Raw genomic sequence first — 14,949 nt, 5'->3', positions numbered from 1 at the left:
TTGCGGCGGGGGTTAACCCGCCACTTTCGTGGCGGCGGTAGAGCGATGCATCGCATCCAGCAGGCGCTGTTTGGTGACAGCCGCGATAGACTGCGGCTTGCCGTGCGCGTTGATATAGCTGGGGCTGATGCCCGCCGCCAGCGCGGCATTATCGAGGCGTTTACTCTCCATAGGCCTTCCTTTAGCGTTTCGCCTGCCAGATACGTTGCTGATAATCGCGGATCGAGCGGTCGGAGCTGAACATGCCGCAGCGCGCGGTGTTGAGGATAGCCGCGCGGGTCCAGGCCTCCTCGTCGCGATACAGCTCATCTACCCGTTTTTGCGCCGCTACGTAGGCTTCGAAATCGGCCAGCACCAGGTACGGATCGCCGCCCTGCAGCAGGCTGTGCAGCATCTGATCGAAGGCATGCTTGTCGCCGTTGCTGTAGGTGCCGTTCTCCAGCTCCTTAAGCACCGCATCGAGCAGCTTGTCTTTTTTACGCCATTTCAGCGGATCGTAGCCTTTCGCTTTCAGGGCTTTCACCTCTTCAACCGTGTGGCCGAAGATAAAGATGTTCTCCTCGCCCACCTGCTCAGCGATTTCCACGTTAGCGCCATCCAGCGTCCCGACGGTCAGCGCGCCGTTCAGCGCCAGCTTCATGTTGCCGGTGCCAGAGGCTTCTTTACCCGCGGTGGAGATCTGCTCGGAGATATCCGCCGCCGGGATCAGTTTTTCTGCTGCCGATACACAATAGTCCGGCAGGAAGACCACCTTCAGCTTATCGCCGACTTTCGGGTCGTTGTTGATCGCTTCCGCTACCTTATTGATGGCAAAAATAATGTTTTTCGCCAGATAGTAGCCCGGCGCCGCTTTCGCGCCGAACAGGAAGACGCGCGGTACGCGGTCGGACTGCGGGTTTTCGCGGATCTCTTTGTACAGCGCAAGGATATGCAGCAGGTTAAGGTGCTGACGCTTATACTCGTGCAGACGTTTGATCTGGATATCGAAGATCGCCTGCGGGTTGATCTCAATCCCGGTACGCTGCTTCACAAACTCAGCCAGATGAACTTTGTTGGCCTGCTTGATATCGCGATAAGTCTGACGGAACGCCGCATCGTCAGCATATTTTTCCAGGTTGATCAGCTGGTCGAGGTCATTGGCCCACTCTTTTTTCAGCGTCTCATCCAGCAGCGAGGCCAGCGCCGGGTTGCACTGCTTGATCCAGCGGCGCGGCGTGATGCCGTTGGTCACGTTATGGAATTTGTTCGGCCACAGCTGGTTATATTCCGGGAACAGATCTTTTACCACCAGATCCGAGTGCAGCGCCGCCACGCCGTTGACAGCAAAGCCGCCCACCACGCACATGTTGGCCATCCGAACCTGTTTGTCATGCACCACCGCCAGCTTCGCCCAGACCTGCTTATCGCCCGGCCAGGTTTTGTCCACCAGCTGTTTAAAGCGGTCGTTGATCTCTTTAATGATCTGCATATGGCGCGGCAGCAGCGCTTTTACCAGCTTCTCATCCCAGCATTCCAACGCTTCCGGCATCAGGGTGTGGTTGGTGTAAGCAAAGGTTTTGCTGGTGATCGCCCAGGCGTCGTCCCAGCTCAGCTGGTGCTCGTCGATCAGCACGCGCAGCAGCTCCGGGATGGCGATGGTCGGGTGCGTATCGTTCAGCTGGATCACTTCGTAATCCGCCAGTTCGGCCAGCTTGCGGCCTGCCAGATGATGACGGCGCAGGATATCGGCCACTGAGCAGGCGCACTGGAAGTACTGCTGCATCAGGCGCAGTTTTTTACCGGCCTGATGGTTGTCGTTCGGGTACAGCACCTTGGTCAGTTTTTCCGCGTCGATGCCCTGCTGCTCGGCGCGCAGGAAATCGCCATCGTTGAATTTGGTCAGGTTGAACGGATGAGCGTGTTTGGCCTGCCACAGACGCAGCGGCTGGGCGACGTTGTTGCGATAGCCAAGCACCGGCAGGTCCCAGGCTTCGCCGGTAATGACGAACGCCGGCTGCCATTCGCCGTTTTTGCTGACTTTCCCGCCGATACCTACCTGGACATCCAGCGCTTCGTTATGACGGAACCACGGGTAGCTGCTGCGCCCCCAGTCGTCAGGGGCTTCCATCTGCTGGCCATCGTCAAATGACTGGCGGAACAGGCCATACTGGTAGTTGAGACCGTAACCGGTCGCCGACTGCCCCACCGTCGCCATGGAGTCGAGGAAGCAGGCTGCCAGACGTCCCAGGCCACCGTTACCCAGCGCCGGGTCAGTCTCTTCTTCCAGCAGATCGGTGAGGTTGACATCGTAGCCTTTCAGCGCGTCGCTGACGCCCTCGTACCAGCCCAGGTTGAGCAGGTTGTTGCCGGTCAGACGACCAATCAGAAACTCCATTGAGATGTAGTTAACGTGACGCTGTCCTTGCGCCGGTTTCGCTACCGGCTGCGCCGCCAGGAGTTCCGCCAACGCTCCGCTGACTGCGCGCCACCATTGACGCTGTGTCATCTCGGAAGCGGACTGTAAACCAAAATGCTGCCACTGACGCGTCAGTGCAGCCCGAAACTGAGCTTTGTTAAATGTAGTCTGTGACATAATGAGATCCGGGTCCTTTACTAAAACGATGGCGCTAGTGTGCCGACCTCCCGATTCATCGTCCTCATCCTGACGGGGATTAGACAGGGAGGAGTGGCGGGGATGAGCGAAAAGTGTGATCCTGAACACTATAGTGTGGGCGAGAAGGCAAAAATATGCTGTAAAAATCACCGCGATATGACAATTGAGAGGTTACCTCCGGTAGCTAAAAATTTGTTACAGGCCAATACGCGTAAAAAATCTTCCAGTTCCTCGCCACGTTATTAACAAAATAAATAGAGGCCCCTGAAGAAATAAGCACCTTTCATCGCATTGACCCGCAAAAAAGATTACTTCTAAGAAATCGCTGACAATAATTTAATAAAAACAAACAACTACTCTTAGCGTAAAATAAATCCACCCACACTCCGCCAGCTACCGCCTGAAAACCGCGGCCGACCAGTCCTGCCTGCGATTTTTTCCCATTCTCAGCCAATGTCAAAATTTGTGACATAGAGCAAATTCAAGAGCATAAACTTCGGACATAACTTGCAATAAATTTCATAATCACCGACCTTATTAGATATTAATTACGAAGCGCAAAAAAAATCGCAACCTCTCTCTTGCACAGCGAAATGTAGAACTATGTTGATTCCGTCCAAATTAAGTCGTCCGGTCCGCCTTGAACACACTGTGGTTCGTGAGCGCTTACTGGCGAAACTTTCCGGCGCGAACAATTATCGTCTCGTGCTGATCACCAGTCCTGCCGGGTACGGTAAGACAACGCTCATTTCTCAGTGGGCCGCGGGTAAAAACGATCTTGGGTGGTTTTCGCTGGACGAAGGCGACAACCAGCAGGAGCGTTTTGCCAGCTATCTGATCGCGGCGATTCAGCAGGCTACCGGCAACCACTGCGCGGCCAGTGAAGCGATGGTGCAAAAACGCCAGTACGCCAGTCTCTCCTCTCTTTTTGCGCAGCTGTTTATTGAACTTGCCGACTGGCAGCGCCCGCTGTATCTCGTCATTGATGATTACCATCTGATCAATAATCCGGTGATCCATGACGCGATGCGCTTTTTCCTGCGCCATCAGCCGGAGAATATGACCCTGGTGGTCCTGTCGCGTAACCTGCCGCAGCTGGGCATTGCCAATCTGCGCGTCCGCGATCAGCTTCTGGAGATTGGCAGTCAGCAGCTGGCCTTTACCCACCAGGAGGCGAAACAATTTTTCGACTGTCGTCTGACATCGCCTATCGAAGCCGACGACAGTAGCCGGCTGTGCGACGATGTCGCCGGGTGGGCCACCGCGCTACAACTCATCGCCCTCTCCGCCCGCCAGAATAACTCCTCCGCCCAACACTCCGCCCGCCGCCTCGCCGGGATTAACGCCAGCCATCTGTCGGATTATCTGGTGGATGAAGTGCTGGATAACGTTGACGCCCGCACGCGCAACTTTTTGCTGAAGAGTTCTCTGCTGCGCTCAATGAACGACGCGTTAATCGTGCGCGTCACCGGCGAAGAGAATGGCCAGATGCAGCTGGAGGAGATCGAACGCCAGGGGCTGTTCCTGCAGCGGATGGATGATTCCGGCGAATGGTTCCGCTATCACCCGCTGTTTGGCAGCTTCCTGCGCCAGCGCTGTCAGTGGGAGCTGGCGGTTGAACTACCGGAGATCCACCGCGCCGCCGCGGAAAGCTGGATGGCGCAAGGTTTCCCCAGCGAGGCCATCCACCATGCGCTGGCGGCCGGCGATGCCAAAATGCTGCGCGATATCTTGCTCAATCATGCCTGGGGCATGTTTAACCATAGCGAGCTGGGGCTACTGGAGCAGTCGCTGGCGGCGCTGCCATGGTCCAATCTGCTGGAAAATCCGCGCCTGATCCTGCTCCAGGCCTGGCTGATGCAGAGCCAGCATCGCTACAGTGAAGTCAATACCCTGCTGGCGCGCGCCGAGCAGGAGATGAGTGTGGAAATGGACACCGCGATGCATGGCGACTTCAACGCGCTGCGCGCGCAGGTGGCGATTAACGATGGCGACCAGGACGAGGCGGAACGTCTGTCAATGGTGGCCCTGGAAGAGCTGCCGCTGGCCAACTATTACAGCCGCATCGTCGCCACATCGGTGCATGGCGAAGTTCTCCATTGTAAGGGAAAGCTGACCAAATCCCTCGCCGTGATGCAGCAGACCGAACAGATGGCCCGCCGTCATGACGTATGGCATTACGCCCTGTGGAGCATCATTCAGCAAAGCGAAATCCTCTTCGCCCAGGGCTTCCTGCAGGCCGCCTGGGAGAGCCAGGAGAAAGCCTTCCAGCTGGTACGCGAACAGCATCTTGAGCAGTTGCCGATGCATGAGTTCCTGCTGCGCATCCGTTCTCAGCTGCTGTGGGCATGGGCGCGCCTCGACGAGGCTGAAGCTTGCGCCCGCCAGGGGATGGACGTGCTATCCACCTATCAGCCCCAGCAGCAGCTGCAGTGCCTGGCGCTGATGGTCCAGTGCTCACTGGCGCGCGGCGATCTGGATAATGCCCGCAGCCACCTGAACCGGCTGGAAAACCTGCTCGGTAACGGTCACTATCACAGCGACTGGGTCTCCAACGCCGATAAGGTGCGAGTGATCTACTGGCAGATGACCGGTGATAAAACCGCGGCGGCCAACTGGCTGCGCCAGACGCCAAAGCCGGAGTTCGCCAACAACCACTTCCTGCAGAGCCAGTGGCGCAACATCGCCCGGGCGCAGATCCTGCTGGGCGATTTCGAACCGGCGGAAATGGTGCTGGAAGAGCTGAACGAAAATGCGCGTTCGCTGCGTTTGATGAGCGATCTCAACCGCAACCTGCTGCTGCTCAATCAGCTGTACTGGCAGTCGGGACGCAAGAGCGAAGCGCAGAAAGCCCTGCTGGAAGCCCTGACGCTCGCCAACCGCACCGGTTTTATCAACCACTTTGTGATTGAAGGCGAGGCGATGGCCCAGCAGCTGCGCCAGCTGATCCAGTTGAACACGTTGCCGGAGCTGGAGCAGCATCGCGCCCAGCGTATTCTGCGCGACATCAACCAGCATCATCGCCACAAATTCGCCCACTTTGACGAAGGGTTCGTCGAGCGACTGCTGAATCATCCGGAGGTGCCGGAGCTTATCCGCACCAGCCCGCTGACCCAGCGCGAGTGGCAGGTGCTTGGCTTAATCTATTCCGGTTACAGCAACGAGCAGATTGCCGGCGAGCTTGACGTGGCGGCCACCACCATCAAGACCCACATTCGCAACCTGTATCAGAAACTGGGCGTCGCCCACCGGCAGGACGCGGTACAGCATGCCCAGCAGTTACTTAAGATGATGGGATACGGCGTCTGACGACGCCGTTGCCGTTTAGCACAGCTCCAGCTGAAGGTTGTTATCAGTGATCACCTTCAGCACGCCGGCCGGCGGCAGCACGTCGGTATAGACCGCATCGACCATACTGATGCTGCCCATGTTGACCATCGCATTGCGGCCAAACTTGGTATGGTCCACCACCAGCATCACGTGGCGTGAATTCTCAATGATCGCCCGCTTGGTGCGCACTTCATGATAATCAAACTCCAGCAGCGAGCCATCGCTGTCTACGCCGCTGATGCCGAGAATGCCGAAGTCGAGGCGGAACTGCGAGATAAAGTCCAGCGTCGCTTCCCCAATAATCCCGCCGTCCCGGCTACGCAGTTCGCCGCCGGCGAGAATAATGCGGAAGTCCTCTTTCACCATCAGCGTGTTGGCGACGTTAAGGTTATTGGTCACAATCCGCAGATCGTTGTGATCGAGCAGGGCGTGCGCCACCGCTTCCGGCGTGGTGCCGATATCAATAAACAGCGTCGCCCCGTCCGGGATCTCGCTGGCCACCCGCCGGGCGATACGCTCTTTCTCCGCCGTCTGGGTCGCTTTGCGATCGTGCCAGGAGGTGTTGACCGAGCTGGAGGGCAGCGCCGCGCCGCCGTGATGGCGGAGGATCATTTTCTGTTCGGCTAAATCGTTCAGGTCGCGGCGGATGGTCTGCGGGCTTACCGCGAACTGCTCAACCAGCTCTTCCGTGCTGACGTAACCCTGTTTTTTTACCAGCTCGATAATGGCGTCATGACGTTGTGTTTGTTTCATGAAATATCCCTGGAAAAATGTCGCCTACCCGACCCCTGTCGGTAAGTCTTTATGCGCGTTTTCGCCCATGTAAGGTATCAACAAACGCCATCGCCAGGCCGGTCGCCAGACCAGCCACGTGCGCGCCGTTGGCGATCGCCATGCCGAAAACATCAAACCAGCCAGCAATTAACCATACTAAAGAGAAGAGTATCAACCCGCGCTGCAGATAAATACCGCTCTGCGGATCGCGCTCGCCCCGCAGCCAGACGTAGCCCATCAGCGCGTAGACCACGCCCGACAAGCCACCAAACCACGGGCCGCTAAACTGGTGCTGCACGAAGCCGCTCAGCAGAGCGCTGATGACGGTGATCACCACCAGCTTGCCGCTGCCGATGCGCTTTTCCACCGCGCCGCCAAGATACCACCACCATAGCAGGTTGAAGAGAATATGCATCAGCGAGAAATGCATGAAAGCATGGCTGAAATAGCGCCAGGCTTCGAACTGCAGCGAAGGATCGTAGGGCCAGGCCAGCCAAATCATCACCGGCTGATCGCCCAGCAGATTTTGCAGGATGAACACCGCGATGCAGATCAGCAGAATCGCCCAGGTGAACGGACCGGCGTTATGCCGCAGCGTGGCAAAGAAAGGAAAGCGCTGATAGCGCAACCCGCTATTGGTCTGTCCGGACTGCCAGCTCGCCGCCAGATAGCGCGGGTCCGCCGGGTTTTCGAGAAAACGCGCCAGCTCAGCCCTGACGCGCCCGGCCTGACTCTCATCAGCCAGCCAGACGTCGCTCTGGGTATGCTGCTGGATGGTCAGGATAATCCCCTGCGTCGCCATATAATCGACAAACGCCTGGGCCACCCGCGGGTTGGCAAAAGAGGTAATCATTAACATGCAGCGAATCGCTTATTCCACACAAAGGGGGATAGTATACCTGCCAGTCGTTAAAACGTCCCGCGCGACACTTCCGCCGGGAAATGGCGATGCCAGGCGTCGAACCCGCCGTCAACGCTATAGACCTTATCAAACCCCTGCTGCAGCAGATACTGCGCGGCGCCCTTGCTGCTGTTGCCGTGATAGCACATCACCATCACCGCCGTGTCAAAGTCGTTGTCACGCATAAACGCGCCCAGCGTATCGTTGGTCAGATGAAACGCGCCCGGCGTATGACCCATCGCATAGCTTTGCGGATCGCGGATATCGACCAGTACCGCCGTCTGCTGATGCAGTTTCTGGTGCGCTTCTTCAACATTGATGCATTCAAACTGTTCCATGATTCTCTTCTCTTTCTCGTCATGACGGGCGATGGCCGGCCCAATTTTACCCTGTAGTGTACCGTCAGGCGGTAAAGAAACGCCAATATGTTACACCCATCACTTCAAAATGTTTTTTTGATGTTACCAAAAGCGCGTTTGTTTGCTATAGTGAGCGATATCGAGCATTTATGAGCTTAAACGAAAGTGTGAGAGGGTAAGAACGTGGAAACCAAAGATCTGATTGTGATAGGCGGAGGCATCAACGGTGCCGGTATCGCGGCAGATGCCGCCGGGCGTGGTTTATCCGTACTGATGCTGGAAGCGCGCGATCTCGCCTGCGCCACCTCCAGCGCCAGTTCCAAACTGATCCACGGCGGGCTACGCTACCTCGAACACTATGAGTTCCGTCTGGTCAGCGAAGCGCTGGCCGAGCGTGAAGTGCTGTTAAAAATGGCCCCGCATATCGCCTTCCCGATGCGCTTTCGCCTACCGCATCGCCCGCATCTGCGCCCGGCATGGATGATCCGTATCGGCTTGTTTATGTACGATCATCTGGGCAAACGCACCAGCCTCCCGGGATCCACCGGGTTGCGTTTTGGCGCAGAATCGGTACTTAAACCGGAAATTGTGCGCGGTTTCGAATATTCCGACTGCTGGGTCGACGATGCCCGCCTGGTGCTGGCCAACGCGCAGATGGTCGTCCGCAAAGGCGGCGAAGTGCGTACCCGCACCCGCGCTATCTCGGCGAAACGTGAGAATGGCCTGTGGGTGGTGGAAGCGGAAGATATTGATAGCGGTGAGAAGTTTACCTGGAAGGCGCGCGGCCTGGTCAATGCCACCGGCCCATGGGTCAAACAGTTCTTCGACGAAGGGATGCATCTGCGCTCGCCTTACGGCATCCGTCTGATCAAGGGCAGCCACATCGTGGTGCCGCGGGTGCATACCCAGAAACAGGCTTATATTCTGCAGAACGAAGATAAACGCATAGTGTTTGTTATTCCGTGGATGGATGAGTTCTCTATCATCGGCACGACGGACGTCGAGTATAAGGGCGATCCGAAAGCGGTGGCCATTGATGATAAAGAGATCAACTATCTGCTGAACGTCTATAACGCGCACTTTAAAAAGACCCTCAGCCGGGACGATATCGTCTGGACCTACTCCGGCGTCCGTCCGCTGTGCGACGACGAGTCGGATTCGCCGCAGGCCATTACCCGCGACTATACCCTGGATATTCACGATGAGAACGGTCAGGCGCCGCTGCTGTCCGTCTTCGGCGGCAAGCTGACCACCTATCGCAAACTGGCCGAGCATGCACTGGAAAAACTGACCCCCTATTACAAAGGGATCGGCCCGGCATGGACCAAAACCGCGGTGCTCCCCGGCGGCGATATCGGCGGCGACCGCGACGACTACGCGGCAAAACTGCGCCGTCGCTTCCCGTTCATCAGTGAATCACTGGCCCGCCATTATGCCCGCACCTACGGGAGCAACAGCGAGTGGATCCTGAAGGAAGCCAGCGCCCTGAGCGATCTCGGGGAAGATTTCGGCCACGAGTTTTATGAAGCCGAGCTGAAATATCTGGTGGAGCACGAGTGGGTGCGCAGCCTGGATGACGCCATCTGGCGTCGAACCAAACAGGGTATGTGGCTGACTGCCGAGCAGCAGGCGCGCATCAGCGAATGGCTGGCGCAGCATGCGGGAAAGTCTGAACTGTCGTTAGCGTCGTAACGCTGCCGGCGGAAACGCCTGAGGCCAGGTTCAACCGCAATAATCAAACAACGGGGCCAAATGGCCCCGTTGTGTTGCATTGACTGGCTTACAGCCTTACCGGGTCGATATGCCAGATATATTTCGCGTACTCCTGGATCGTCCGGTCAGAAGAGAAGTAGCCCATGTTGGCAATATTCAACATCGCCTTATAGGCCCACTCTTCCGGGTTTTGATACAGCTCGTCGACGCGATCCTGGCAGTCCACATAGCTACGATAGTCCGCCAGAACCTGGTAGTGGTCGCCAAAGTTAATCAGCGAATCCAGCAGGTCGCGGTAGCGCCCCGGTTCTGCCGGGCTGAAGACGCCGGTACCGATCTGCGTCAGCGCCTGGTGGAGCTCTTCATCCTGCTCGTAATATTCGCGTGGTTTATAACCGCTGCGACGTAGCTCCTCCACCTCTTCCGCGGTGTTGCCGAAGATAAAGATATTCTCTTCGCCCACGTGCTCCTGCATCTCCACGTTTGCCCCATCAAGGGTGCCGATAGTCAGCGCGCCGTTAAGGGCAAACTTCATATTACTGGTACCGGAAGCTTCAGTGCCTGCGAGGGAGATCTGTTCCGACAGGTCTGCCGCCGGAATGATCAGCTGCGCCAGACTAACGCTGTAGTTGGGGATAAAGACGACCTTCAGCTTGTCGCCAATCTGCGGATCGTTATTAATCACCGCCGCCACATCGTTGATCAGGTGAATAATGTGCTTGGCCATATAGTAGGCCGAGGCCGCCTTACCGGCGAAAATATTCACCCGCGGCACCCACTCGGCCTGCGGATCGGCCTTGATCCGGTTATAGCGGGTGATGACGTGCAGCACATTCATTAGCTGGCGTTTGTATTCATGGATACGTTTGATCTGCACATCAAACAGCGCCTTCGGATTGACCACCACATTGAGCTGTTGAGCAATATAGCTGGCCAGCCGCTGTTTGTTCTCAAACTTGGCCTGACGCACCGCCTGATTGACCATCGGGTAGTCGATATGCTGTTTCAGCTCATCAAGCTGACTCAGATCGGTCCGCCAGGTGCGGCCGATATGCTCATCCAGCACTTTCGACAGCGGCGGGTTGGCCAGCGCCAGCCAGCGGCGCGGCGTCACACCGTTGGTCACGTTGATAAAGCGCATTGGGAAGATTTTGGCGAATTCGGCAAACAGTGACTCCACCATCAGTCGGGAATGCAGCTCGGACACCCCGTTGACCTTGTGGCTGACCACTACCGCCAGCCAGGCCATCCGCACACGGCGGCCGTTAGACTCGTCGATAATCGAGGTGCGGCTGAGAAGGTCGGTATCGTTCGGATACTGCTCCTGCAAGGTCTTGAGGAAATAGTCGTTAATCTCGAAGATAATCTGCAGATGGCGCGGCAGAATTTTACCCAGCATATCCACCGGCCAGGTCTCGAGCGCTTCGCTCATCAGGGTGTGGTTGGTATAGGAGAAGACCTGGCAGGTCACCTCGAACGCCTCGTCCCAGCTGAACTTATGTTCGTCGATAAGCAGACGCATCAGCTCCGGTATCGACAGCACCGGGTGGGTGTCATTCAGGTGAATGGCAATCTTGTCCGCCAGGTTGTCATAGGTTTTATGCAACATGTAATGGCGACTCAGGATATCCTGCACCGTGGCCGACACGAGGAAATACTCCTGGCGCAGGCGCAGCTCGCGGCCGGAGTAGGTCGAGTCGTCCGGATAGAGCACGCGGGAGACGTTTTCGGAGTGGTTTTTATCCTCTACCGCGGCGAAGTAGTCGCCCTGGTTGAATTTACCGAGGTTAATTTCGCTACTGGCCTGCGCGCTCCACAGACGCAGTGTGTTGGTGGCGTCGGTGTCAAAGCCGGGGATGATCTGGTCGTAGGCTTCCGCAATGATCTCCTCCGTCTCAATCCAGCGGGTTTTCTTTCCTTCCTGCTGAATGCGGCCGCCGAAGCGCACTTTATAGCGGGTGTTGTGGCGCTCAAACTCCCACGGGTTACCGTACTCCAGCCAGTAGTCAGGAGACTCTTTTTGCCGGCCATCGACAATATTCTGTTTAAACATCCCGTAGTCGTAGCGGATGCCGTAACCGCGTCCCGGCAGACCCAGCGCCGCCAGGGAGTCAAGGAAGCAAGCCGCCAGGCGGCCCAGACCGCCGTTGCCAAGCCCGGGGTCATTCTCTTCATCGATCAGCTCTTCGAGATCGAGCCCCATCTCCGCCAGCGCGCTGCTCACATCGTCATAAATGCCCAGCGACAGCAGCGCATTCGAGAGGGTGCGGCCGATCAGAAACTCCATCGACAGATAGTACACCTGGCGCACTTCCTGGGAGAGCTGCGCGCGGTTGGAGCGCAGCCAGCGCTCCACCATGCGATCGCGAACGGCAAACAGCGTGGCGTTAAGCCATTCATGCTTGTTGGCGATGGCCGGATCTTTACCGATGATAAACATCAGTTTATAGGCAATAGAATGCTTTAACGCCTCAACGCTCAGCGTCGGTGATGCATAGCTAAAGGGTACATTCATAACAATGACTCCAGTGGTTACATCAAGCGTTGATAAAGTTCGCGATAGGAGTTCGCGGCAACCTGCCAGCTAAAATCCATATTCATCGCCTGACGCTGCACGTAGCGCCAGAGCGACGGGCGCGACCAGAGGACAAAGGCGCGACGGATAGCGCGCAGCAATGACAGCGCATTGCTGTCCTCAAAGACAAACCCTGTCGCCAGACCATCGGCCAGATTCTCCAGCGAACTGTCAGCGACGGTGTCCGCCAGACCGCCGGTGCGGCGCACCAGCGGCAGCGTCCCGTACTTCAGACCATACAGCTGGGTCAGGCCGCAGGGTTCAAAGCGGCTCGGGACCAGAATGACGTCGGCGCCGCCCATAATGCGGTGGGAGAAGGCCTCATGGTAGCCAATCTGCACACCCACTTTGCCCGGGTGTTCGGCGGCGGCGGCGAGGAAACCTTCCTGCAGCACCGGATCGCCGGCGCCCAGCAGCGCCAGCTGGCCGCCCTGCTCAAGCAGACCCGGCAGCGCTTCAAGCACCAGGTCCAGCCCTTTCTGGCTGGTAAGACGGCTGACGACGGCAAACAACGGCGCTTTATCATCGACCTTCAGGCCCATGGCAATCTGCAGCTGACGCTTGTTCTCCGCCTTCTCCTCCAGCGTGTCGCGATCGTAGCGCATCGGCAGCAGCAGATCGTTTTGCGGGCTCCAGATACCGTCGTCAACGCCGTTGAGAATTCCCGACAGCCGACCTTCATGATGGCGCTGGCGCAGCAGCCCCTCCATGCCGTAGGCGTACTGCGGCTCGGTGATCTCGCGCGCGTAGGTCGGGCTCACCGCCGTAATATGGTCGGCGTAGTAGAGGCCGGCCTTGAGAAACGAGATCTGCCCGTTAAACTCGAGGCCATGCATGTTATAGAACGACCAAGGCAGCTCAATGTCATTCATATGCCAGGAGTAAAACATCCCCTGGTACGCCAGGTTGTGCACGGTAAACACCGATTTAGCCGGGCGTCCGCGCGCCGCCAGGTAGGCCGGCGTCAGGCCGGCGTGCCAGTCATGGGCATGCACCACATCCGGGCGCCAGAACGGATCCAGTCCGCTGGCCATTTCACTTCCCACCCAGCCCAGCAGCGCAAAGCGCAGGACGTTGTCGGGATAAGCGTGCTGGTTGGTATCGTGGTAAGGGCTCCCCGGACGGTCATAGAGATGCGGGGCGTCTATCAGGTAGATCCCCACGCCGTTAAAGTGGCCGTACAGCAGCGTGATCCGCCCGGCGAAGGTATCCCGGCGGGTCACCACCTGGGCATCCACCACGCCGCGACGGATATCGGGAAACGCCGGCAACAGCACGCGCGTATCGATACCCTCCGCGATTTGCGCCGCCGGCAGTGCGCCGATGACGTCCGCCAGACCGCCCGTCTTTAACAGCGGGAACATCTCAGAACATACATGTAAGACCTGCATTAGCGCTCCTGTTTGTGCCCTAATTTCCGCAGCATGTCGCGGGTCACCAGCACGATACCTTCCTCTGAGCGATAGAAGCGGCGTGCATCCTCTTCCGCATTCTCACCAATCACCATTCCTTCCGGGATAACACAGGCGCGGTCAATCACGCAGCGACGCAGGCGGCATGAGCGCCCCACCCAGACATCTGGCAACAAGACTGCCGAATCAATGTTACAGAACGAATTCACCCGCACGCGCGGGAACAGCACCGACTGCACCACCACCGACCCGGAGATAATGCACCCCCCGGAAACCAGCGAGTTCAGGGTCATGCCGTGACTACCGGAGCGGTCCTGCACGAACTTCGCCGGCGGCAGCGATTCCATATGGGTGCGGATCGGCCAGTTCTGGTCGTACATATCCAGCTCCGGCGTGACTGACGCCAGATCGAGGTTAGCCTTCCAGTAGGCTTCCAGCGTCCCCACGTCGCGCCAGTAAGGTTCGGCGTTCGGGTCGGACTGCACACAGGAGAGCGGGAAAGGATGTGCATAAGCCATGCCAGCTTCGGTGATCTTCGGAATGATGTCTTTGCCGAAATCGTGGCTGGAGTTCTCGTTGCGATCGTCTTCTTCCAGCAGCTCATAAAGATAGGCGGCGTCAAAGACATAAATGCCCATGCTGGCCAGCGATTTGGTCGGGTCGGTCGGCATCGCCGGCGGGTTGGCGGGTTTCTCGACAAACTCAATGATTTTTTCGTTTTCGTCGACCGCCATGACGCCGAAGGCGGATGCCTCTTCAATGGGCACCGGCATGCAGGCCACGGTGCAACGCGCCCCTTTTTCGACATGGTCGATCAGCATGCGCGAGTAGTCCTGCTTATAAATATGGTCGCCCGCGAGGATCACCACGTACTCGGCCTTGTAGCGGCTGATGATATCCAGGTTCTGCGTCACCGCATCCGCCGTGCCGCGATACCAATTTTCGCCATGCACGCGCTGCTGAGCCGGCAGCAGATCGACAAACTCGTTCATCTCTTCGCTGAAGAACGACCAGCCGCGCTGGATGTGCTGCACCAGCGTGTGCGACTGATACTGGGTAATAACACCGATGCGGCGGATCCCTGAGTTAATGCAGTTAGATAATGCGAAATCGATAATACGGAACTTGCCGCCAAAGTGAACGGCAGGTTTCGCACGCTTAATGGTGAGATCCTTCAGCCGGGTGCCACGCCCGCCCGCGAGGATCAACGCCACGGATTTGATGGGTAATTGACGCGCCAGCATCAGCGGATCGTTTTTTTCAAGCCTAACCATGATTAACTCCTTTTTACA

Annotated in this window: 9 protein-coding genes and 1 pseudogene; 2 read left to right on the top strand and 8 right to left on the bottom strand. The window is 57.5% G+C overall.

The genetic code is table 11. The features are described 5' to 3' along the window. Window positions 1–171, bottom strand: a pseudogene (locus HMPREF9538_RS32555) (hypothetical protein); the annotation flags it as partial. Window positions 172–181: 10 nt separating this feature from the next. Beyond that, window positions 182–2,572: a maltodextrin phosphorylase gene (gene malP, locus HMPREF9538_RS23480; protein ID WP_032456994.1), complete on the bottom strand. Its 2,391-nt coding sequence runs from the start codon at window positions 2,570–2,572 to the stop codon at window positions 182–184. Between the two features lie 624 nt (window positions 2,573–3,196). Here malP and malT point away from each other — a divergent pair. Then, window positions 3,197–5,902 (top strand): HTH-type transcriptional regulator MalT, encoded by a 2,706-nt coding sequence (gene malT / locus HMPREF9538_RS23485; protein ID WP_002920545.1) that lies wholly within the window; start codon window positions 3,197–3,199, stop codon window positions 5,900–5,902. Window positions 5,903–5,917: 15 nt separating this feature from the next. Here the strand turns inward: malT and HMPREF9538_RS23490 are convergent, their stop codons facing one another. From HMPREF9538_RS23490 to glpE, 3 genes are read right to left on the bottom strand one after another with little or no spacing between them, the layout of a single operon-like run. Continuing rightward, entirely contained in the window at window positions 5,918–6,676 is a 759-nt protein-coding gene (locus HMPREF9538_RS23490; protein ID WP_002920548.1) for a DeoR/GlpR family transcriptional regulator, read from the bottom strand. A gap of 49 nt (window positions 6,677–6,725) precedes the next feature. Further along, complete coding sequence (glpG, locus tag HMPREF9538_RS23495) at window positions 6,726–7,556, bottom strand: rhomboid family intramembrane serine protease GlpG (protein WP_004151408.1); 831 nt, start codon at window positions 7,554–7,556, stop codon at window positions 6,726–6,728. A 50-nt stretch (window positions 7,557–7,606) separates the two neighbouring features. Further along, entirely contained in the window at window positions 7,607–7,936 is a 330-nt protein-coding gene (glpE, locus tag HMPREF9538_RS23500) for a thiosulfate sulfurtransferase GlpE (protein WP_009484088.1), read from the bottom strand. A 204-nt stretch (window positions 7,937–8,140) separates the two neighbouring features. On the opposite strand from glpE, the gene glpD reads away from it, so the two are divergent. After that, window positions 8,141–9,649, top strand: coding sequence for a glycerol-3-phosphate dehydrogenase (gene glpD, locus HMPREF9538_RS23505; RefSeq protein WP_002920554.1), 1,509 nt, complete (start codon window positions 8,141–8,143; stop codon window positions 9,647–9,649). Window positions 9,650–9,737: 88 nt separating this feature from the next. On the opposite strand, the gene glgP is transcribed toward glpD, so the two are convergent. From glgP to glgC, 3 genes are read right to left on the bottom strand one after another with little or no spacing between them, the layout of a single operon-like run. After that, window positions 9,738–12,185, bottom strand: coding sequence for a glycogen phosphorylase (gene glgP, locus HMPREF9538_RS23510; protein ID WP_002920561.1), 2,448 nt, complete (start codon window positions 12,183–12,185; stop codon window positions 9,738–9,740). Between the two features lie 17 nt (window positions 12,186–12,202). Further along, window positions 12,203–13,636, bottom strand: coding sequence for a glycogen synthase GlgA (gene glgA / locus HMPREF9538_RS23515; protein ID WP_002920564.1), 1,434 nt, complete (start codon window positions 13,634–13,636; stop codon window positions 12,203–12,205). After that, a complete protein-coding gene (glgC, locus tag HMPREF9538_RS23520; RefSeq protein WP_002920566.1) occupies window positions 13,636–14,931 on the bottom strand; it encodes a glucose-1-phosphate adenylyltransferase in 1,296 nt (431 codons plus the stop codon). The genes glgA and glgC overlap by 1 nt, the downstream gene beginning before the upstream one ends. Between the last annotated feature and the right edge of the window lie 18 nt (window positions 14,932–14,949).

Origin of the sequence: Klebsiella sp. MS 92-3 (assembly GCF_000195655.1) — a bacterium.
Taxonomy (GTDB): Bacteria; Pseudomonadota; Gammaproteobacteria; order Enterobacterales; family Enterobacteriaceae; genus Klebsiella; species Klebsiella pneumoniae.
The sequence above is the reverse complement of the archived record's forward strand: the minus strand, read 5'-3'. Positions and strand labels throughout refer to the sequence as shown.